Genomic DNA, 19,977 nt, shown 5'->3' on the forward strand with positions numbered 1-19,977 from the left:
TTTCGGTGAATTAATGAACTGATGTCGCGCGGCAGTTTGCCTGTGGCGGCGACGCCCCCTAAACAGGTAGACGAGCCGAGACTGTCGGCGGGGGCGGACAAGCAACGCATGATCTGGAATGACGGGTGACCGGCGTTCCCTGAAGATCATGCTCAAACAAGCAGATAGAGCGGGATAGCTCAAAGCAGGGTTATCACGTTCTTGGGTTGGCTACGGGATCAAATGGCTAGGCGTGCTGCTAAGGTTGGCCACGTTGAAAGGCGGTTGCTTCGGTCGGGCATTTGCCTTGCGGCGGCTTGCTTTGCGTTCGCGGCGCCGGCCGCGCATGGCGAAGGCCTCCCGGAGGCGCTGACAAAGGCCTACCAGACCAACCCCGCGCTCAATGCCGAACGCGCCCGCCAGCGCGCCACCGACGAGAACGTGCCGCAGGCCCTTTCGGGTTATCGGCCGCAGATCCTCGCTACTCTCTCCGCCGGCTTTCAGGCGGTGCGCAACCTGCAGCCCGACAACACCATCCAGTTGGCGAACCTGAAGCCCTGGACCATCGGGGTGACCGTGAGCCAGACGCTGTTCAACGGTTTCAAGACCGCCAACAGCGTCCGCGTGGCGGAACTGCAGGTGCAGTCCGGCCGCGAGGCGCTGCGCAATGTCGGCCAGGGCGTGCTGCTCGACGCTGTCACCGTCTATACCAACGTGCTCGCCAACCAATCGCTGGTCGACGCGCAGCGCTCCAATGTGGCGTTCCTGCAGGAAACGCTCGGCATCACCCAGAAGCGTCTCAATGCCGGCGACGTCACGCCCACCGACACCGCGCAGGCCGAGGCGCGCCTGAGCCGGGGCCGCGCCGATCTGAACGCCGCCGAGGTCAACCTCGCCGTCAGCCAGGCGACCTATACCCAGGTGATCGGCAACGCACCCACCCTGCTCCGCCCTGCCGAAACCGTTGACCGCCTGCTGCCGCGCAGCCGCGATGACGCCACCGGGCTTGCCTTCCGCGAGCATCCGGCGGTGATGGCGGCCAGTTTCGACTTCGACGTCGCCTCCACCTCGATTCGCGTCGCCGAAAGCAGTCTGATGCCGACCATCACGCTGCAGGGCAGCGCCAGCCGCAGCAGGCAGTCGGATCCTACCCTCAGCAGCGCAGGGACCGACCAGGCCTCGGTCACCGGCCAGCTCACCCAGCCGATCTACGACGGCGGGATGGCGGCCTCGCAGACCCGGCAGGCCAAGGAAGTCGCGACCCAAAGCCGGCTGGTGCTGGATCAGGTCCGCAACCAGTCCCGCACCGCCGCGGTCGCCGCCTGGGTCGCCAATGAAGGCGCCAAGATCGCGGTCACCGCATCCGAAGCCGAAGTCCGCGCCGCCACCGTCGCCCTGCAGGGCGTGCAGCGGGAGGCCGCCGGCGGCCAGCGTACCACCGTCGACGTCCTGAACGCGCAGCAGGACCTGATTTTGGCCAAGGCCCGGCTGATCGGCGCGCTGCGCGACCGCGTGATCGCCTCCTATACCCTGCTCAGCGCGATCGGCCGGCTCGACGTCAAGAATCTCGGCCTCAACACGCCGGATTATCTGCCGGAAGTGCACTACCATCAGGTGCGCGACGCCTGGCACGGCCTGCGGACGCCGTCGGGGCAGTAGGTTGTATTTTCTCCCGGTATTATCGACGATGACGCCGAACAGGCCGTAGCCGCCGACCACCAGGTTGAACTGATCCTTGTTCTCGTTTGCCGACACCGTCTGCAACGAACCATCAGCCAGCATCACCTTCATCGACTTGATCGATTTGGCAAGATAATCTGCCGGCCGAACCACCGGCGAAACAAGGCCCGGCGACGCGGAGGAACGCTGAAGTCGATGGGCGCCACGGCCTGTTCGGACACCAACAATCAACAACATTATCCAGGGAGAACACCAATGCTGACGCGACGCAGTATGATGCTTGCCTCCATCGCAGCCGGGGTATTGATGAACAACAGAACCGCCGCCGCCAAGGCCGCGCAGCCGGCGACGCCGGTCAATTTCGACATCCCCGCCGGCGCCTGCGACTGTCACACTCACATCCATCCGGACCCGGCGAAATTCCCGTTCTTCGCCGGCCGCGTCTATACGCCCGAACTGGCCTCGCCGGAGGAAATGACCGCCCTGCACAAGGCGCTGAAGATGGAGCGCGTGGTGATCGTGACGCCCTCGATCTACGGCACCGATAACTCGCCCACGCTGTTCGGCATGGCCGCCCGCGGATCGACCGCGCGCGGGGTTGCCGTGATCGACGACAAGACGTCGGAGAGCGATCTCGACCTGATGGGCAAGGCCGGCATTCGCGGCGTCCGCCTCAACCTCGCAACTGGCGGCGTCAACGATCCGAACATCGCGCGTCCGCGATTCACGAATGCCGTCGAGCGCATGAAGGCGCGCGGCTGGCACGTGCAGATCTATACCAACATGCCGATGATCACAGCGGTCAAGGATCTGATCATGGCCTCGCCGGTGCCAGTCGTGTTCGATCATTTCGGCGGCGCACAGGCGGAACTTGGCGTCGAGCAGCCCGGCTTTGCCGACCTCGTGGATCTCATCAAGGCGGGCAAGGCCTATGTGAAGATCTCCGGCGCCTACCGCGCTTCGAAGCTCGGGCCCGATTATGCCGATTGCATCCCGCTCGCGAAGGCGCTGATCGGCGCCAATCCCGACCGCATCGTCTGGGGCACCGACTGGCCGCATCCGGATTCCGTCACGCCGCCCGGTAAGCAGATCAGCGATGTGACGCCGCTGTTCCAGATCGACGATGGGCGGCTCTTGAACCAGCTGCCCGTGTGGGCGCCGGACGCGGCGATTCGGAAGAAGATTCTGGTCGACAATCCGGCGCAGCTTTACGGGTTCTGAACCCCGGTGCTCGACATCGCGGCCCGCTCAGGTCCGAGCGGGTCGCGGTCATAGTTGCGCAGCCAGTCGCCGGCCTTGCGCAGCCCGCCGAACGGGAACAGGTGAAATCCCGCGATCGACGCCGTTGCGGCCGCAGGCGCGCAGCGCAATCCCCTGACGACGTCGTCCGGCCCGGTATCCGTCAGCAGCCGGCCGAACCGGCCGATCTGGGCCCGCAGCGCGCGCATGGAATTGCCGATGCCGCAGCGGAGCGCGAATTTGGTCAGTGTCGCGGGCGTGGCCGGACCGGCCAGACCGACGATGACAGGCAGATCGATGCCGGCGCGATCGAGTGCAGCGATCCATTGCAGGATCGGTGCGCTCTCGAAGCAAAATTGAGTGACGATATCGACCCGCGTTCCGGTCCGCCGTCCCCAGTCGCGCCAGGCCTTCAGGCCGTTCAGCGCCTCCGGCAGTTCGAGATAGGGATGGCCTTCGGGATGACCGGCCAAGCTGACGGACGCGATCCCATGCGCCTCGAGCAAGCCGCTGCTGCAGACCTCGCGCGTCGACTTGAACGGGCCCCTGGCCGCCGCAACATCGCCCGCGATCAAGAGGATCCGCGATACGGCGGCCTCACCCCGCGCCCGCGCCAGGAAATCGTCGAGCGCCTCCCGCGAGGCCATTTCGCGCGCCGCGATGTGCGGCACCGGGTTGAAGCCGGCGCGGCGCAGCGCCGTGGCGGTTTCGACATTGTGGCGATAGTGGTCGCCCGGCAGGAACGTAATGGTGGCATCCGTGCCGGCGGCGAAATGGTCGCCCAGTTGCGCGATCTGATGCCCCCGCGAGGAGATTTCGACGGATGCCGACGGCAGCAGCGCGGCTAGTCTGGGGGATGACTGATCGGAGACGGTCACGGGCGCCTCCCAAAATCACGCCGGCGCGCGGCGGCGCGAGATCACATAGGTTTCGTCGTTGAACCACAGGCCGCCATGCTTCTTCAGCACGCGGTCGGTGGCTTCGAGGTAGCGGCCGTCGCGGACCACTTCCGACAGCCTGTTGTCCTCGATCTGTGCCACGTAGATCGCAGCGTTCCAGGCCGCGAACAGCGTCGAGGTCCCGATCGGGCCGCTGACTTCGTCCGGCAGCGTGTGCATGTGGTAGCGGAAGATCGAGCGCGCGTCGGAGGAGGCGTTGAAATTGTAGTGCCGGGCCGCCGCGCCGAGCTCGTGCTTGACCTGGCGCAGGATGGCGTAGCGGTCGGTCTTGAAGGGATCATCACCCGGCCAGACCTGGTCGATGATCTCGATGCCGGGATCCCGGCCGTGCGAATGGATGCCGATCAACCGCCCGCCCGGCCGCAGCGATTTGACCAGCGGCGTCACCACTTTCGAGGCCTTGAACTCGACACTCGCCCGCGCCCGGTAGGGCTGTGAGGCAATGACCAGATCGTAATCCGCCATCACCCGGCCGGGCCGCGGCATGATCGGATCAAGCAGGAACGAATGATCCTCGCGCCGCAGCGTCAGGATGACCGGGCGCTGGTAGACCGGATTGCCGGTGGTCGGGCTGATGCCCGCGCGCCAGTTCTCGGCGAGGAAGCCTTCGAGCTCGCCGATCTGCTCGGCAAAACCGTGCGCGGTGTTGCCGGTCAGCGTGACATCTTTCCAGATCAGCCCTTGCGCTGACGTCACCGAACGCGGCGTCAGCCACGGTGCCTCCGCGTAATAGAGATTGGTCACGACCAGCACGGTGGCGGGATGCTCGAACAAGCGATCCGCCATCTTCTCCAGCATCAGGCGGACGTCTTCGTAACTGATCTCCTTCGCCACGACGTAGAGCGGCATGGTCGGAAATCGCGCATGCACCGCCCGCATTACCCGCGACAGCACGGTGCCGTCGCCAACGCCAGCGTCGAAGATGCGAAGCGCCGGTGGCGCCGGCTGCAGATTGCCGAGCTCGAGCGAGATGCGGTGACCGACCTCGGTCTTCTCGCTGCAGGTCGAGACGAACAGCAGGTACTTTTGGCGGTTGTCGAAGAATCGGAAACCCGGCGGCGCGACGGCGTTGGCGGCGCCCACGCCGTTCAGCGGTTTGGCCGATGGTGAATTGGTTGGCGCTTCGGTCGAAGCCGGCCGACGCTCGGCGAGATAGGCGCGGACCTTGTCGAGGGTGCCGGTCGTGATCCTGGCGCCGTCGCGCAACCGCGACACCAGCTTGCCGTCGTTGACCACCAGCCGCCCGAAGGTCGATTCGGCGGTCTGTGTCTGGCGGCAATAGTCGCGGATTTCGCCGAGAATCTGCTCAGCCGTGGGCGCCGATTTCGCCGGCTGCGCGTGGCCGTTCTGCCCGCCGTTCGATCCGACGTTCGATCCTTGGCTTTCCTCGATCCGCATGGCTGTCTCCTGCGGTTGTCCCTGCTGATATCAAGGGACGGCCGCCGGATTGCGTCAACCACAAACCGAGTGGGCAGAAAAAATGGGCATGTGCCCACAGGCGAATTTACCGCGCGCGGCGCGAGAACACGGAGATCAGCACCGGGAGCGTCACCAGGATGACGATCGGCGCCAGCATCATGCCGGTGACGACCACAATCGCCAGCGGCTTTTGCACCTGCGAACCGATCCCCTCCGAGATCGCCGCCGGCAACAACCCGACGCCCGCCACCACGCAGGTCATCAGCACTGGTCGCAACTGCAGTTCGCCGGTGCGGATCACCGCCCGTATCCGCTCATAGCCTTCGTCGATGAGCTGGTTGTACTGCGACAGGATGATGATGCCGTCCATCACGGCGATGCCGAACAGCGCGATGAAGCCGATCGCCGCCGACACGCTGAAGGGAATGCCCGTGATCAACAACCCCAGCACGCCGCCGAAGATCGCCATAGGGATCACGCTCATCGCGAGCAGCGTATCGACCATCGAGCCGAAATTGAAGAACAGCAGCACCCCAATCAGCGCGAGGCTGATCGGCACCACGATCGACAGCCGCTTGATGGCGTCCTGCAGGTTGCCGAATTCGCCGACCCACTCGACCCGCGATCCCGGCGGGAGTTGCACCTGGTTGGCGACCTTGTCCTGTGCTTCCTGGATCGCGCTGCCGAGATCCCGGTTGCGGACCGAGAACTTGATCGGCAAATAGCGTTCCTGCCCTTCGCGATAGATGTAGGCGGCGCCCGAGATCAGGTTGATCGAGGCGACCTCGCTAAGCGGTATCTGCGTGATCGCGCCGCCCTGCCCGGCCACGCCGATCCTCAAGTTGTGGATCGCTTCCGCACTCTTGCGGTATTCCGGCGCGAGCCGAACGATGATCGGGAAATGCCGGTCGCTGCCGGGCTCATAGAGATCACCGGCGCTGTCGCCACCGACCGCGACCTTGATGGTGGCGTTGATATCGCCCGGCGACAGGCCGTAACGCGCCGCGCGCGCGCGGTCGATATCGATCTGGATGGTCGGCTGGCCGAGCGAGGTGAACACCGCCAGATCCGTGACGCCCTGCACGGTCGCGAGCTGGGCCTTGATCTTGTTGGCAGTGTCGGTCAGCGCCTGCAGATCGTTGCCGTAGAGCTTGATCGAATTCTCGCCCTTGACGCCGGAGACCGCCTCCGAGACGTTGTCCTGCAGATATTGCGAGAAGTTGAATTCGACGCCCGGGAACTTGTCCTGCAATTGCCCCAGCAATTGCGCCGTCAATTCATCCTTGTCATGGGTATCAGGCCATTCGCTGGCCGGCTTCAATGGCGCGAAGAATTCGGCGTTGAAGAGACCAGCGGCATCGGTGCCGTCGTCGGGCCGTCCATGCTGCGACACCACCGATTCCACCTCGGGACGGCTGCGGATCACCTTGCGCATCTCGTTGACGTAGGCGTTACCCTCCTGGAGCGAGATGGTCGGCGGCAGCGTAGCGCGAATCCACAGATTGCCCTCTTCCAGCTTGGGCAGGAATTCCAGCCCCAGCAGGCGGCCGAACACGATGGTCATAACCACGAGCGCGGCCGCTCCAGCCATCACCAGTTTCCGGTTTCCGACCGCCCAGTTCAGGACCGGCATATAGACCCGATGCAGGAACGCCATGATGCGGGTCTCGGTTTCGTGCATGTGCGCGGGCAGGATGATCGCGCTCAGCGCGGGCGTCACGGTGAAAGTCGCGAGCAGTCCCCCCGCCAGCGCGTAGGCGTAGGTCCGCGCCATCGGCCCGAAGATGTTGCCTTCGACGCCGCTCAGCGTGAACAGCGGCAGGAAGGCGGCAATGATGATGGCGGCGGCAAAGAAAATCGACCGCGACACGTCGGCGGAGGCCGAGAGGATGGCATGGCTCTTCATGCCCATACTGGTGTCGTAGGAAATATGGCTCTGCTCGGCTTCCGACAGTGCGATCGTCTGCGTCAGGCGCCGGAAGATTGCCTCTACCATGATCACGGTGGCGTCGACGATCAGGCCGAAATCGATCGCGCCGACCGACAGCAGATTGGCGGATTCGCCGCGCAGCACCAGGATGATGACGGCGAAAAACAGCGCGAACGGAATCGTCGCGCCGACGATCAGCGCGCTTCGGAGGTCGCCGAGGAATACCCATTGCAGCAGCACGATCAGGAGAATGCCGACCACCATGTTGTGCAGCACCGTGTGGGTGGTGATGTCGATCAGGTCCTTGCGGTCGTAGATCCGCTCGATTCTGACGCCGGGCGGCAGGATCGAGGAATTATTGATGTCGTGGACGAGCTTTTCGACGCGGGCAATGGTCGGTGAACTCTGCTCGCCGCGCCGCATCAGCACGATGCCCTGCACGATGTCGTCGTCCTGGTCGATGCCGGCGATGCCGAGCCGCGGCTTCTCGCCGACCGTGACCGAGGCGATGTCCTTCACCAGCACCGGATTGCCGCCCGATTGCGACACCATGGTATTGTTGAGGTCCTCGATCGAGCGAATCAGGCCGACGCCGCGCACGACGGCGGATTGCGCGCCGATGTTAACGGTGTTGCCGCCGACATTGATGTTGGCGTTGCCGACGGCCTGCAGCACCTGCGGCAGCGTCAGCCCGTTGGCGACCAGCCTGTTGAAGTCGACCTGCAGCTCGTAGGTCTTGGTCTTGCCGCCCCAGCCGGTGACGTCGATCACGCCGGGCACGGCGCGAAAGCGGCGCTGCAACACCCAATCCTGCAGCGTCTTGAGATCGAGCACGCTGTAATTCGGCGGCCCCTTCAGCCGGTAGCGATAGATTTCGCCGATCGGGCTCAGCGGCGAAATGCCCGGCTGCACGTTGCCCGGCAACGGCGCGAGCTGCGACAGCCGGTTCAACACCTGCTGCAGCGCTTCTTCATAGGTGTAATCGAACGAGAACTGCAGTTTGACGTCGGACAATCCGTACAGCGAGATGGTGCGGATGGTGCGCAGGTTCTTGATGCCGGCGACCTGGGTCTCGATCGGGATCGTGATGTAGCGTTCGATCTCTTCCGACGACAGGCCCGGACTTTGGGTCACGATGTCGACCATCGGCGGGGTCGGATCGGGATAGGCCTCGATGTTGAGCTGCTTGAACGCGATCAGGCCGCCGACCAGCACGGCGACGAACATGCCGACCATCAAATAGCGGCGGCTGACTGCTAGGGCGACCAGGCGATCCATTCAGATCGGAGCTTTCAATGAGGAGGTCAGCTGCCGGATGCGGCGCGGTCGATGAATAGCGCACCCTTGGTGACGATGTGCTCGCCGGGTTTCAGATTGCCGACCACCTCGACGAGATCGCCATTGGTGAGGCCAGGCTTGATCTGACGCAATTCAATCGTCTTGTCGGGATGCGCGACCCAGATCCGCACCTGATCGCCTTCATAGATCAATGCCTGCTTCGGCACGCCGACCGCCGGACGGTCACCCGCCGAATAGATCGTGACGTTGGCGAACATCTCCGGCTTAAGCACGAAGTCCTTGTTGTCGATGGTGGCGCGGACCAGCAGCCGGCGCGTCGCCGGATCGATCGCGGTGGCGACGTAGTTGAGCCGCGCCGACAGCGGACGGCCCGGCAGCGCCAGCACGTTGAACGTCACCTCCTGCCCAACAGCGACGTTTGCGCAATCGCTCTCGCGGACGAAGGCCGTCATCCAGACGGTGGAGAGATCGCCGATCACATAGACGGGGTCGCTGGCGCCGGCATTGACATACTGGCCGGGGCCGATCTTGCGCTGGACCACGGTGCCGGCGAGCGGCGCGAAGATGGTGATCTCCGGATTGATGCGGCCCTTTTCCTGGAAGGTCGCGATGTCTTCATCGGTTAGACCGAGAATGCGCAGCTTGTTGCGTGCGGCTTCCATCGCCGTCTGCGAGGCGCGCATGTCGTTTTGCGCCTGGATCAGCGTCGCCTGGCTTTGCTGGTAGTCCTTGAGCGGAACGGCCTTGCCTTCGAACAGATCCTTGGCGCGCGTTCCCTGCAACTGCGCCAGGTCTAGCGCGGACTTTGCCTTGTTCATGGCGCTCATCGCCGCGATGAAATCGCTTTGTGCCTGAACGTTGTCGGCGGCCTCGATCACGAACAGCGGCTGGCCCTTGACGACTTGATCGCCCGGCCGGACCAGGAGCCTGGTGACACGGCCTGCGTAGGGCGAGAACACCGGCGTCGAGCGATCTTCATCGATCGCGATCTTGCCTTCGGTGACGTTTTCGGAACGGAAGCCGCGTTCGGTGACGGGCTGAATGGTCAGGCTGGCCCATTCGGCGGCGCTCGGCGTGTAGCGCTGCAATCCTTTGCGGGACTGGCTCGAGACTTCGGAATGCCCGCCCTTTGTGTCGCCGATCTGCGCAAAGCCGTAGAGGCCCGCGCCCGCGAGCGCCACCAGCGCCACGACCATAGTCCATCGCCGCCGGCTAAGCATCTGCCATTGCTTTGTAAATTCGTTCAGCATGCAGCCCGGACCACTCAGCGACGTTTTGCCTCACCTGGGCGCTAATAGTGCCCAAATCGCATTTTACACAACCTAAAAAACGAAAATTGGCTTGGCCGCGAGGTTAAAGTTTGGAGAAGGAAAGCTGAACGGCGGATGACTGCCTCATTCGCGTGCCGGCCATTGCGGCGGATGGCTGCCGAGCGGCATCGCCGGACGGACCCAAAATGCCGGTGTTTTCGACAAAATCGCGGAATGCCTGACCGCCCGCAGCGCACCAAAGCCCGAGCCCACCTCCTCGATAAAGGGCGTTACCGCTTCCCCCGTAAGATCACGGGTATCGAGGCCATCGGCGACCCGCCCGAGATTCCAGAGCCAGCGTCCGGTCTGCGCCAGCGAAACCTGGACGTGCCAGCTTCCGCCTTCACGCGCCTGGCGCGCTTTGGCCATCATGGCGCCGAACGCCATGAAGTAGCCGGTGGCGTGGTCGAGCATCTGTGCGGGCAATTCCTTCGGTCCATCGACCCCCGCGGCCTGCCCCTCGGCATGGTTGAATCCGGTCGCGGTCTGCACCAAAGAGTCGAAGCCGCGCCGCTCCGCCCACGGCCCGGCATGACCATAGGCCGACAACGTGACGTAAATGATGCCGGGATTGATGCGCGCGGCATCTTCCGGCGAGAAACCCAGGCCAGCAATCGCGCGCGGCCGGTAGCCTTGCGAAAAGATATCCGCCTCAGCCAGCAGATCGCGCAAGGCTGCCCGGCCCTGCTCGTTCTTGAGTTCGACAAAACTTGTCAGCTTGCCGCGGCCGGTATCGATGGTGAGCCACGGGATCGCCGGCAGTTCGGGGCCGGAAATCAGCAGCACATCAGCGCCATGCGCGGCGAGCGTCCGCCCCGCCACCGGACCCGCGATCACGCGCGACAGATCAAGCACACGAATGCCCGCCAGCGGCCGATCGCCTTTGGGCCACGGCTTCGGTGCCGCCTCGCCGATCTTCGTGATTGACATCAGCGGCAATGCGGCGAGCGCCTTGGCATGCGGGGTTGCCGACCATTGGTCGTGCGAGCGCATGAAGGCGACGACACAGCCCGCCGGCATAGGCGGCGGTCTCGAATGCTTCGCCGTCCAATCGCATCAGCGCGGCCTGAACCGCGTCACGCTCCGGCTTGCAGTTCAGCACCTTGCAGACGGCGTCGCGGTGATGGGGAAAATTGGTGTGCAGCCGCACGAAGCCGTCGCGGGTTTTATAGACACCGGCGATCGCGTCCCAGGCCGGCGGCGGCGGCTTGCCGTCGACACGCAGATAGCGTTCGCTACGGCATTCGACCACGGCATGGCGCATGTCGACCGCGACGTCCTGCGCTTGCCCGCTCCGCATTTTCCAGATCCCGGCCGCCGCCAGCCCGGTCGCGGCGACGCTGACCTGTGCGGCGACAGCGACACGAAACGACGACGGCAGTTGCGGCTCATCGCCGGTCAGCGTGAGCGCGTCGAGCGCGGAAGCTTCGCCGCCGGCCGAGGTCCAGCTATCGGAGAGGATTTGCCTGGGGCTTTGCATCGGCGGGTCTCTTCCCTAACGTTCTTTTTCAACATCGCACGCAAGCGTAGCCCGGATGGAGCGCAAGCGAAATCCGGGAAGCTCTTGCCAGGCGGATCGCTCTACCCGGATTGCGCGGAGCTTGTCATCGGGCGCGCATTCGCGCGACCCGTTGGCTCCATCCGGGCTACGTGCTTAACCCCAGAGGAGTTGCAATGGCTGCCATCGATCCCCTGACGGCAGGAGCCGTTTTGCTTGCGACTGCCGCAACGGACGCGGTCTACGTCATGTTCACCTCGGCGGTGGTCGCGCGCAAGCGCGTGCCGGCGGCGACCTGGAGCAGCGTCTGGTATTTGCTCTCGTCCTACGCCGTCATCAGCTACACCGAGAATTGGGTTTACGTCGCCTTCGCAGCCGTCGGCTCCTGGGTGGGCGCCTACGCGACCATCACCTTCCTGCACCGCCCGCCTGGCGGCCCGCCGGTGGGAGCCGCGCCGGAGTAGATTGTCCGTCATTGAGAGCGAAGCTTGTAGCCCGGATGAGCGAAGCGATATCCGGGGCGGTGTTAGAGTGGTCCCGGATCTCGCTTCGCTCATCCGGGCTACGAACTGAGTATGACTTCGCGATCTCGCGGCGCATTGCGTCCGAGGTTTGGGAGACGTGGATCGTTTCGCTCGCAATGCGAGAGGGATGTCGGCGATTTGAGCTTTCTCCCGGGTCAACTTGGCCGCTACAATGCGGCGGGGATCACATAAGGAAATGCAGAATGGACTTGGGTTTGAAGGGAAGAAACGCCGTCGTGCTCGGCGGAACGCGCGGCATCGGGCGGGCGATTGCGAATACGCTTGCCGGCGAAGGCTCGGGCGTCGCGGTGTGCGCCCGCAACGCGGATCAGGTCGCCGGCACCGTTGCCGAGCTGCAGGCGATGGGCGTGAAGGCGACCGGTGCGCCGGTGGACGTCACCGACGCCGACGCGCTGAAATCATGGGTATCGGACGCTGCCAGGGAGCTCGGCGGCATCGACATGCTGTTTTCCAATGCCGGGGCCATGGCGCAAGGCGGCGATCCTGCTTCATGGGAGCAGAACTTTCGGCTCGACGTGCTCGGCGCCGTCAACGCGTTCGAGGCTGCGCGTCCCCTGCTCGAAGCCAGCGGCGACAAGACCGGCGACGCGGCCTTCATCATGATTTCATCAGTCTCGGCGGCGCAGGCGGATAGCGCCAGCTCCTACGGCCCGATCAAGGCGGCGCTGATCCACATGGCCAAAGGCCTGGCGCGGCAATACGCTGCCAAGAAAATCCGCGTCAACGTGGTGTCGCCGGGCACGGTCTATTTCAAGGGCGGCATCTGGAACATGGTCGAGCAGAACATGCCGAAGCGCTATCAGGATGCGCTGGCGCGCAACCCGACCGGCCGCATGGCAACGCCGCAGGAGATCGCCAATGCCGCCGTGTTCCTGGCGAGCCCGGCCTCCTCGTTCACGACGGGCTCGAACCTCGTCGTCGACGGCGCGATCTCGAACCGGGTGAATTTCTGAGGATCGTGCGTAGGTTGGGCAAAGGCGCGCGAGCGCCGTGCCCACCATCTATCCACATAACTCGCTGAATGGTGGGCACGCTTGCGCATTGCCCACCCTCCGATTCCTGTTCAGTTACTGCAGGCGCTACTTCACCGTATCCGCGCCGGCCTTGCAGGCAGCGGCATCCTGATCGCCCATGGCGCCGCTGCAACCGACCGCGCCGATGATCTTGCCGCCCTCGATCAGCGGAACCCCGCCGGGAGATGCCGTCGGCGGGGGCGAATCCAAGGTGGCGACATAGGCGCCGGCGGGTGTCTGCATCGCGTTGCTGAAGATCTGCGTTGGACGGCGAAGGCGCGCCGCCGTCCGCGCCTTGTTCTGCGAGATCGTCACCGATCCCTGCTGCGTATTGTCCATCTTGTAGAAATAGACCAGCTCGCCATGCGTATCGACGACGGAAATGGCGAGCTTCCAGTTGCGGGGAGACTTCGTGGCCTCGGCGACGACCGCCTTCACGATGTCAGCGGCGCGATCGGCAGTGATCGAATTTCCGTACGGGATGTCGAACGGCATCTGATCGGGCACCGCCGCCGGGGCGGCTGCCGGCTGCTGGGCCTGAGCCTGGCCGCAGATCGTCACGGCCGCGCAAGCCGCAAGAACCGCCAATGTCCTGTGACGCATGTCTTCCTCCCAAGGATATTGATTATGGGGGTATTGATTATGTTGCGGCCGGGCCGTCCCCCCTGCGCTGCCCGACTGACGTCGACAGTAGGCGTTTTCCAGGCTGGTTGAAACTCAATTTGGGCGTGCGTATCGCGCCAGAGCGAGATGACTTCTCTTCGATGCCCCCGACGACACGGGAATGATTGCAAGAGCTCAGCTTACAACTCGCGAACCAAACCGGTAAATTTGAAACGATAAACTAAGGGAACTTTACGAAGTTACCCTTCATTCTCAGGCCTGCTTCAAAGACCCGGCCGACTGGGTCCAACGACGGATGGGCAGGATGATTGTCGACGAGCAAAGGACAAAGGTGCAGCGCGAACCGCGGCGCGAACTGCGCAAACGGCCGACATGGTTGACGGTCGACGACGGGGTGACGAAAATTGAATGCTTCGTCCTGGACGTCTCGCCGGGCGGCGCCAAGATCGCGACCGATACCGCGCTGGACGTCAGAGACAGCTTTGAATTGGCGCTGGTGCCCGAACACACGACGCGCCAGTCGTGCGAAGTGGTCTGGCGTCGGGGCAAGACCTACGGCGTCAAATTCCTGTCCTGAGAGCCTGGCCGGAAAAAAGCGGCAGACACTGTCAGGCGTTTCAAACCGCATGAACTTGATTTGATTTTTGGCATGGCCGGGCTGTCCCGGCCATCCGCATCCTTTGCCTTCGAACGAGAGTGTGGATGCTCGGGACATCAGCGCGAAGACGCGCTTTGCAGCTTTATCCGAGCCGTGACGAATGCTCAGCAAGGCCCTGCTTCCATTGGCCGATTTTCGAGTGAGACTCTGAGATCGGTCGGGTCCGGCCGGTTCTGACTTGGGCCGGACCAGCGGCCGATCCGACCGGCAACTCCCACGCCCCGCACGGCCATCCTCCGCGGACATATCTATGTCGTGATTCGCCTTGACACGTGACTGCATTATTACAGTTAAATGTCAGTTCGATTACAGCGGAGCGACGAAATGAGCTTGGAATGGCAGCAGGCACGGTCAGGCAGCCTGGCCTGGTCGAATCCCGTGTCCTGGTGGTGGGGCCTGCTGACGCTGGTGAGCGGCGTTAATATCGCCGTCTGGTTCGCGCTGTATCGCGAGCTCCCCCTCCAGCCGCCCGGAGCTGCCGGCGGCACGGCCGGCGTCGGGATCATGCTGCTTTTCTGTGCGGCCTATGTTTTCGGCTGCGCCTTCCGATCGTTTCTGCCGCGCGCGGACGTTCAGCGGATCTGTCTGTTCGACACCTGGTGGTCGAGCGTTCTGGTCGGACGGTCGGTGGCGACCGTGGCCGAGATCTGTTTTGTAGCGCAGTGGGCTATTCTCCTGCACCAGCTCGGCACGATGACGGGCGCGGAAACGACCGTGAATGCCGCGTGGGTGATCGTACCTTTGATCCTGATCGCGGAATGCCTCTCATGGTATGCGGTGCTGACCAGGAATTATCTCGGCAACGCCATCGAAAATTCGCTGTGGGCGGTTGCCTTTTTTGTCATCGGCGTCGGTCTTTGCCGCCTGCTGCCGGAATTCCATGGCGTGGTTCGCGTGGTCCTGGCCGTCGCCATCGCAGGCATTGCGGGCTTTCTCGCTTTTCTGATGACGATCGACGTCCCGATGTACCTGAAGCGCTGGCGGACCGGAGATGCCGATGGCGACAAGCGCCTGACGCCCCGCGAGGGCCTGCGCGACGTCAGCACGCGCTGGGTGGTGACGCACGACCTTGCCGAGTGGAAGGACGAGATTGCCTGGATGTCGCTTTATTTCAGCCTGGCGGTCTGGTCGAGCCTTGCGCTTTGCGTGTTCTACTCGTTCGAAAATCATCTGCCGCAATACCGAACCGAAGCGGCGATCGTCGGCGTGTCGCCTGATGCAGCGGCTCGTCATGGTGCGACCGGCGCCGTGCCGGTGTTGAACGTTTCCGCAGTGGACGATGCGTCGAAGAAGAACGCTGCGCCGTAGCTCCATCGCGGTTGCCCGCTGAAGCCTTACGTCGCATGGCGGCGTGACGGGAGTTCGTCTATCGCCGTCGTGGGGCTTTGGTTCAGCGAGGCGAGCTTTGGACAGATTTCAGATAGGCGTTCATTTTCTGGCGCTGGCGGCCGCCTGTGCGCAGGCCCGCGCTGCGCGCCCGCTTCGGCGTTTCTGTCGGGCTCGGTAGCTACGACGTCGCGGTGACGGTTGCCGTGTTCACGCCTGACGCTGAGACTGCTGACGCTGGTCAAGGAAGAGGACGACCTCAAGGACGGTGGCGATCGCAAGAGCGATACCAGGTCGGATTGAGCCAAGGTTCGATTATAACGCGACAGGTCGCGAACGGTGCATACCAATCACCGCGCCGTGAGGCTGTTTCGCCGCTTGCGGATGGCATGAAATATTCCGCGCCTTACGCGAAGCCATTTTCCCGGCCGAGGAAGAAATCCCGAAACGATACAGTCGTAGCGTTCCCGTGATCAGACAAGGAGTCGATCATGTGGATGATCATCGATCTACTCTACCGGGAATATTGTCTCGCTCGGCTGCAGGAGATGCGCAAGATCAGCTTTGCTCGCTGAACTGGTAAAGCGCGAGCAATCTGTCGCAGGCGGCATTTGCGGTTCCTGTGGCTTGCAGACTTGCGGTCAACCGAAATCAGGAATCATCTTGTCGGACCGAGATCGAAGGAGAAGGTTATGCAGCCATCGACAGACGATCTGCTGATACGCCAGATCAGCGCGCTGATATCCGCAACCGCAGATGCAGCGTCCACCAGCAGCGAACACACTCCGTTCATGGAGGCAAGGCTATACGAGACCCTGGCTGCACATTGCGCCGAAAAGCAAAGGCTCGCAGCGGCATTTGCCAGAAGCGGCGCCGGAAAGACGCGACGGGGATTGATCTACTGGTAGACCGGCACCGGCGGATCGGGGATTGCGCCACAGAGGTTTCCACGGAATAGCTTTTGATTCCCTTCACGCGGTCCCTGAGGGAATGCGAACTGGCCCGTTGCTGCCAGCCAGGCTCAACCCCGCGCGCGATCGCCTGAATTGGCCTCTGAATTTTCCTGGCGGAATACCGAACTCGCGCTTGAACGCCCGGTTGAACGACGCTTCCGAGTCATAGCCTACCTCGGAGGCCACCTGTATCACGGCCTCCCGCGTGGTCTGCAGCATCCTGGCAGCGAGTTGCAATCGCCACCGCGCAAGATAGGTCAACGGCGGCTCGCCTAGAAACCGGGAGAACCTCTCGGCAAGGACCGAGCGTGAAACGCCGGTCTCGGCGGCAAGTTGCTCCACGGTCCAATGATGACAGGGTTTTCGATGCAGCAGCGCCAATGCACCGCCGACGACCGGATCCCGCGCACCTGCCAGCCAGCCGGTCTGTTCAGGCGGCAACGCCTCCATATAGCGGCGAATGGTTTCGATGAAGAGCGCCTCCGCCATCTTGGAGAGCAGGACCGACTGTCCCGGTCGCGCGGACCCAGCCTGGGAGACCAGATGGCGAACCGAGCTCTCCAGCCATTCGCCGGCCGGGTCGCCGCGGAGGTTGATCTTGATCATCAGCGGCAGGCCGGCAAGGAAGAGCCGATCGGCATGACGTTCGCAGCCGAAATAGCCGCAGACGAATTGGGTCAATTCGCCACCGCCGCCCAATCGCATCGTCGTCAGATCGCCCGCCAGAAAACTGCCAAGCGAAGCCCCGCTGTCAATGAAGGCCGAAGGCGAGCCGTTCGAGACAGTATGGGCATCGCCGTGGGGGATGATGAGGATATCGCCTGCCGTGACGGGGATGTCTGCTTGGCCCGGGGAAGCACACGACCGCCTTGCCGTGGGTGACCAGATGATAGCTGACCAGCCGCTCGGTTCCGGGGGCGAGCACGTGGGCGACGTCTTCCAGGGACGGCACCCGGAACCCCCAGGGAGCCGTGCACTCCGCGTGATAGAAGATGGCGCCGGTCATGCGCACAGACGCCAGTGCCTCCGATAGAGCATCCATTTCCTTGCTCCGTCGATCGTGGCCCCCGAACAACCTGCAAAGAACCACGGAGTTTCGGCAAAGTTGGGGCTTCGGCTTCCCGCTAGATTCGATTGCCGTGGGCCCGGCCGCGATCAGTCAGCCTGGCTGCCGTGAACGGAACGGAACGACTTTGCAAGGAGATCGCGATGGGCAAGGCATTCGACGTGATCGTCATGGGTGCGCGTTGCGCGGGTTCGCCAACAGCGATGTTGCTGGCGCGCAAGGGCTACCGCGTGCTGGCGGTCGACCGCGCTTCTTTCCCGAGCGACACCGTCTCAACCCATCTTGTGCATCCCCGCGCCGTGAATGCGTTATCGCGATGGGGGCTGCTCGACCGACTGGTGGCGACCGGCTGCCCGCCGATCCACACCTACGCCTTCGACTTCGGCGCTTTCACCATTACCGGCGCCCCGGGCACGGACAAGGATGCCGTCGCCTACTGCCCGCGGCGGACAATCCTCGACAAGCTGCTGGTCGATGCCGCGGCCGAATCCGGTGCGGAGATCCGTCAGGGTTTTGTCGTCGAGGAAATAATGATCGAGAGCGGGCGTGTCGTCGGCGTCAAGGGCCGATCGAAGCACGGCGGCGCCGTCACGGAACTTGCCGACGTGATCGTGGGCGCCGACGGCCGGCACTCCATGCTGAGCGAGGCGGTTCATCCCGAGCAGTACCGCGAGAAGCCGCCTTTGCTGGTGGGTTACTACAGCTATTGGCGCGGACTGCCGACCGACGGCCGCTTTGAAACCTATGTTCGCGACAAGCGCGCATTTGCGGCAATGCCGACCCATGACGATCTGACGCTCGTCATCGCCGGATGGCCTTACGCAGAGTTTGCGGACAACAAGAAGGATATCGAGGGCAATTACCTGAAGACAATCGAACTGGCGCCGGACTTTGCCAAAAGGCTGCACGGCGCCACGCGCGAAGCGCCGTTCGCCGGCGCAGCGGTACCGAATTATTTTCGCAAGCCTTACGGCCCTGGCTGGGCTCTCGCAGGCGACGCCGGCTACAACAGGGACTTCGTAACGGCGCAGGGAATTCTCGATGCTTTCCGGGACGCCGAACTCTGCGCCACGGCAATCGACCAATCATTGTCCGGCGCGCGACCATTCGAGGATGCCATGGGCGAGTACCAGCGCATCCGCGACGCCGACGTTGGGGCGATGTACGATTTCACCTGCGACCTCGCAACGCTTGAGCCGCCGCCACCCGAGCTGCAACGGATCCTTGGCGCGGTTCACGGCAACCAGGCAGCCATGGACGGCTTTGCGCGCGTCAACGCCGGGACGATATCGCCGACGGAGTTTTTTGCGCCGGAGAATGTCGAAGCGATCTTCGCCGCAGCAGCCGAGAGAACGCAAAAGATGAATGCGTAGTCAAGAGTAGCGTCGGACTTCCCCTGAAGGCAGAGCTGCTATAGATAGCGACCGCCGCAGCCCGCCGGGTCTCACGACGCCGAGCTGAGCGGCCATATCCTGTGAAGAGGGTAACCGCGCGCGAGGCGAGCCACCCGTTCTCCATTCCCTCTCGGATCGCCGAATAAAATCTGTCACGATCAAGTTAGATGGGATGGCCGCCATCGCGCGATGGTACAGTCAAAAAATTGGCAATCTTTGTACTGTTTTATGACCAGGCGCAGCTCATCTATTCGCTAACACCAGCGACCGGAGCGATTCCGATGCATCAGGCTTCGTGGGAGCCCCGGTCAATACAGACAGCGCAGATCGCAAGCATGGAGGCAGGAGTTCGACAATGGCCGACATTTTATCTGGCATCAAGATTCCCGATAGCAAGATCGCGCGCGAAGCCGCCGAACTCGTGCGGCAACATGAATCCGAGCTGTTGTTCAACCACTCGGTTCGCGTTTTCGTGTTCGGCGCAATGAAAGGCGTCCGGCAAAATCTCAAATTCGACTCCGAACTGCTCTATGTCGCGGCGCTGTTTCACGACTTGGGCCTTGTCGACGCCTATCATACCGAGACAAAGCGGTTTGAGGTCGACGGCGCCGATGCAGCGCGCGAATTCCTCCGCAGCCACGGCATTTCCGACCCGAATGCGGATCTGGTGTGGGAAGCCATCGCCCTGCATACCACGCCTGGCATCCCCCAATACATGCGGCCCGAGATCGCGCTCACAAACGCGGGTGTCTTGGTGGACGTGGTCGGAATTGGATATGATGAGTACACGCCAGAGCAACGCAACCAGGTCCTCGCCGCATTTCCCCGCGGTGAAAATTTCAAGAATGAGTTTATCCAGGTCCAGACTTGCTCGGCCTTGAAGAAGCCTCACACGACGTTCGGCACCGTCAATTTCGACTACATCTGGGAACACGACCCCACATTTCACCGGCCAAACGCATGCGCTCGGATCCGCAACGCGCCTTGGCATAGCTGAGCCGTGATCGCCGGACTATTGCCCACCCTGGCCCCGAGACCTGGACGTCGGCCTGCCCGTCGCCGGTCATTTGGTCACAGCCTTCGCC

General features: G+C 63.3%; 16 protein-coding genes and 1 pseudogene. 9 read left to right on the forward strand and 8 right to left on the reverse strand.

The features are described 5' to 3' along the window. Positions 1-222: 222 nt before the first annotated feature. A complete protein-coding gene (locus V1283_RS22105; protein WP_334388560.1) occupies positions 223-1,638 on the forward strand; it encodes a TolC family outer membrane protein in 1,416 nt (471 codons plus the stop codon). Positions 1,639-1,914: 276 nt separating this feature from the next. Then, positions 1,915-2,880 carry an amidohydrolase family protein gene (locus V1283_RS22110; RefSeq protein WP_334388562.1) on the forward strand — a complete coding sequence of 322 codons (966 nt, stop codon included), beginning with the start codon at positions 1,915-1,917 and terminating at the stop codon, positions 2,878-2,880. Here V1283_RS22110 and V1283_RS22115 read toward each other — a convergent pair. The 5 genes and pseudogenes from V1283_RS22115 to V1283_RS22135 all read right to left on the reverse strand — a co-directional run bounded on the left by V1283_RS22115 (position 2,868) and on the right by V1283_RS22135 (position 11,295). Beyond that, positions 2,868-3,776, reverse strand: coding sequence for a hypothetical protein (locus V1283_RS22115; protein ID WP_334388563.1), 909 nt, complete (start codon positions 3,774-3,776; stop codon positions 2,868-2,870). The two genes, V1283_RS22110 and V1283_RS22115, sit on opposite strands and share 13 nt — an antisense overlap. Before the next feature lie 15 nt (positions 3,777-3,791). Further along, entirely contained in the window at positions 3,792-5,255 is a 1,464-nt protein-coding gene (locus V1283_RS22120; RefSeq protein WP_334388564.1) for a hypothetical protein, read from the reverse strand. 106 nt (positions 5,256-5,361) lie between these two features. Beyond that, positions 5,362-8,484, reverse strand: coding sequence for an efflux RND transporter permease subunit (locus V1283_RS22125; protein WP_334388565.1), 3,123 nt, complete (start codon positions 8,482-8,484; stop codon positions 5,362-5,364). A gap of 26 nt (positions 8,485-8,510) precedes the next feature. Then, positions 8,511-9,755: an efflux RND transporter periplasmic adaptor subunit gene (locus tag V1283_RS22130; RefSeq protein ID WP_334388567.1), complete on the reverse strand. Its 1,245-nt coding sequence runs from the start codon at positions 9,753-9,755 to the stop codon at positions 8,511-8,513. Positions 9,756-9,899: 144 nt separating this feature from the next. Then, a pseudogene (locus V1283_RS22135) lies at positions 9,900-11,295 on the reverse strand (CoA transferase). A gap of 194 nt (positions 11,296-11,489) precedes the next feature. Between V1283_RS22135 and V1283_RS22140 the strand changes: the two are divergent. Further along, positions 11,490-11,777: a hypothetical protein gene (locus tag V1283_RS22140; RefSeq protein WP_334388568.1), complete on the forward strand. Its 288-nt coding sequence runs from the start codon at positions 11,490-11,492 to the stop codon at positions 11,775-11,777. A gap of 263 nt (positions 11,778-12,040) precedes the next feature. Next, on the forward strand, positions 12,041-12,811 hold the full coding sequence (locus V1283_RS22145) for an SDR family NAD(P)-dependent oxidoreductase (RefSeq protein WP_334388569.1): 771 nt from the start codon (positions 12,041-12,043) through the stop codon (positions 12,809-12,811). A 126-nt stretch (positions 12,812-12,937) separates the two neighbouring features. On the opposite strand, the gene V1283_RS22150 is transcribed toward V1283_RS22145, so the two are convergent. Further along, on the reverse strand, positions 12,938-13,474 hold the full coding sequence (locus V1283_RS22150; RefSeq protein WP_334388570.1) for a GlcG/HbpS family heme-binding protein: 537 nt from the start codon (positions 13,472-13,474) through the stop codon (positions 12,938-12,940). Between the two features lie 325 nt (positions 13,475-13,799). Here V1283_RS22150 and V1283_RS22155 point away from each other — a divergent pair, with 325 nt between their 5' ends. From V1283_RS22155 to V1283_RS22165, 3 genes are all read left to right on the forward strand, one after another. Next, the gene (locus V1283_RS22155) at positions 13,800-14,072 is read left to right on the forward strand and encodes a PilZ domain-containing protein (protein ID WP_334388572.1); all 273 of its coding nucleotides are present in this window, start codon (positions 13,800-13,802) and stop codon (positions 14,070-14,072) included. Positions 14,073-14,477: 405 nt separating this feature from the next. Continuing rightward, complete coding sequence (locus V1283_RS22160) at positions 14,478-15,461, forward strand: hypothetical protein (protein ID WP_334388573.1); 984 nt, start codon at positions 14,478-14,480, stop codon at positions 15,459-15,461. Positions 15,462-16,171: 710 nt separating this feature from the next. After that, positions 16,172-16,387, forward strand: a complete 216-nt coding sequence (locus V1283_RS22165; RefSeq protein WP_334388574.1) for a hypothetical protein — start codon at positions 16,172-16,174, stop codon at positions 16,385-16,387. Between the two features lie 63 nt (positions 16,388-16,450). Here V1283_RS22165 and V1283_RS22170 read toward each other — a convergent pair whose 3' ends face one another. Together V1283_RS22170 and V1283_RS22175 are read right to left on the reverse strand one after the other, a co-directional pair. Next, positions 16,451-17,269, reverse strand: a complete 819-nt coding sequence (locus V1283_RS22170; protein ID WP_334393138.1) for an AraC family transcriptional regulator — start codon at positions 17,267-17,269, stop codon at positions 16,451-16,453. Beyond that, positions 17,184-17,474 (reverse strand): cupin domain-containing protein, encoded by a 291-nt coding sequence (locus V1283_RS22175; protein ID WP_334388575.1) that lies wholly within the window; start codon positions 17,472-17,474, stop codon positions 17,184-17,186. The genes V1283_RS22170 and V1283_RS22175 overlap by 86 nt, the downstream gene beginning before the upstream one ends. A 167-nt stretch (positions 17,475-17,641) precedes the next feature. On the opposite strand from V1283_RS22175, the gene V1283_RS22180 reads away from it, so the two are divergent. Continuing rightward, the gene (locus V1283_RS22180; RefSeq protein ID WP_334388576.1) at positions 17,642-18,871 is read left to right on the forward strand and encodes an NAD(P)/FAD-dependent oxidoreductase; all 1,230 of its coding nucleotides are present in this window, start codon (positions 17,642-17,644) and stop codon (positions 18,869-18,871) included. Between the two features lie 376 nt (positions 18,872-19,247). Beyond that, positions 19,248-19,889, forward strand: coding sequence for an HD domain-containing protein (locus tag V1283_RS22185; RefSeq protein ID WP_334388577.1), 642 nt, complete (start codon positions 19,248-19,250; stop codon positions 19,887-19,889). Positions 19,890-19,977: the final 88 nt, after the last annotated feature.

Source organism: Bradyrhizobium sp. AZCC 2262 (assembly GCF_036924535.1).
In the GTDB taxonomy this organism is placed as follows: Bacteria; Pseudomonadota; Alphaproteobacteria; order Rhizobiales; family Xanthobacteraceae; genus Bradyrhizobium.

What these genes read in the sequence shown, in the direction of transcription:
- V1283_RS22105 (WP_334388560.1), top strand. Translation starts at nt 223, where the DNA reads ATGGCTAGGCGTGCTGCTAAGGTTGGCCACGTTGAAAGGCGGTTGCTT.
- V1283_RS22110 (WP_334388562.1), top strand. Translation starts at nt 1,915, where the DNA reads ATGCTGACGCGACGCAGTATGATGCTTGCCTCCATCGCAGCCGGGGTA.
- V1283_RS22120 (WP_334388564.1), bottom strand. Translation starts at nt 5,255, where the DNA reads ATGCGGATCGAGGAAAGCCAAGGATCGAACGTCGGATCGAACGGCGGG.
- V1283_RS22125 (WP_334388565.1), bottom strand. Translation starts at nt 8,484, where the DNA reads ATGGATCGCCTGGTCGCCCTAGCAGTCAGCCGCCGCTATTTGATGGTC.
- V1283_RS22130 (WP_334388567.1), bottom strand. Translation starts at nt 9,755, where the DNA reads ATGCTGAACGAATTTACAAAGCAATGGCAGATGCTTAGCCGGCGGCGA.
- V1283_RS22140 (WP_334388568.1), top strand. Translation starts at nt 11,490, where the DNA reads ATGGCTGCCATCGATCCCCTGACGGCAGGAGCCGTTTTGCTTGCGACT.
- V1283_RS22145 (WP_334388569.1), top strand. Translation starts at nt 12,041, where the DNA reads ATGGACTTGGGTTTGAAGGGAAGAAACGCCGTCGTGCTCGGCGGAACG.
- V1283_RS22150 (WP_334388570.1), bottom strand. Translation starts at nt 13,474, where the DNA reads ATGCGTCACAGGACATTGGCGGTTCTTGCGGCTTGCGCGGCCGTGACG.
- V1283_RS22155 (WP_334388572.1), top strand. Translation starts at nt 13,800, where the DNA reads ATGATTGTCGACGAGCAAAGGACAAAGGTGCAGCGCGAACCGCGGCGC.
- V1283_RS22160 (WP_334388573.1), top strand. Translation starts at nt 14,478, where the DNA reads ATGAGCTTGGAATGGCAGCAGGCACGGTCAGGCAGCCTGGCCTGGTCG.
- V1283_RS22165 (WP_334388574.1), top strand. Translation starts at nt 16,172, where the DNA reads ATGCAGCCATCGACAGACGATCTGCTGATACGCCAGATCAGCGCGCTG.
- V1283_RS22175 (WP_334388575.1), bottom strand. Translation starts at nt 17,474, where the DNA reads ATGGATGCTCTATCGGAGGCACTGGCGTCTGTGCGCATGACCGGCGCC.
- V1283_RS22180 (WP_334388576.1), top strand. Translation starts at nt 17,642, where the DNA reads ATGGGCAAGGCATTCGACGTGATCGTCATGGGTGCGCGTTGCGCGGGT.
- V1283_RS22185 (WP_334388577.1), top strand. Translation starts at nt 19,248, where the DNA reads ATGGCCGACATTTTATCTGGCATCAAGATTCCCGATAGCAAGATCGCG.